This is a genomic window from Liquorilactobacillus sicerae, assembly GCF_029916425.1.
In the GTDB taxonomy this organism is placed as follows: Bacteria; Bacillota; Bacilli; order Lactobacillales; family Lactobacillaceae; genus Liquorilactobacillus; species Liquorilactobacillus sicerae.
The window spans coordinates 1-448 of sequence record NZ_JAHAVQ010000240.1; the positions used below are offsets into that span (position 1 = coordinate 1).

Here is a 448-nt window from a genome sequence, read left to right on the forward strand (position 1 = left end):
AAATAAACACATTAATTTATATTTATAGATGATAGTTTATCAAAACCTTCTCTGAAATTTCTGTATCAGTAGCAGTTTGGATCCCTTTCTCCAGGTCATGCCAATCAAATTCCTGACTAACCATTTTACGCAGATCGGACTGACGATCTTTCATGATTTCAAAAACGGTTTGAACATCTTCGGGACGATAACCGCCAGAACCTCCAACGGATTTGCTGCCAAAAATTAATTCAAGAAAATCAATTTGTGGCTTGCTGTTATTGACTCCAACTGTAACAAACCTGCTGCCAACTGGACCAAACTGAAGAAAGTCCTCAAGAATACTATTATGACCCGCAGCATCAAGAAAAATCTGTACATCCGGTGCTTGCCCGTGCAAAGAATATTCCGCTTTTCCAAAAGCTTCAATTGCTCGGCTTCTTACATCCTCATTTGAGGAATTAACAGT

At 38.8% G+C, this 448-nt stretch carries 1 protein-coding gene; it reads right to left on the reverse strand.

From position 1 onward, the window contains the following. Positions 1–22: 22 nt before the first annotated feature. On the reverse strand, positions 23–448 hold a 426-nt coding region (locus KH893_RS12225), incomplete at its 5' end, for an MDR/zinc-dependent alcohol dehydrogenase-like family protein (protein WP_486606305.1).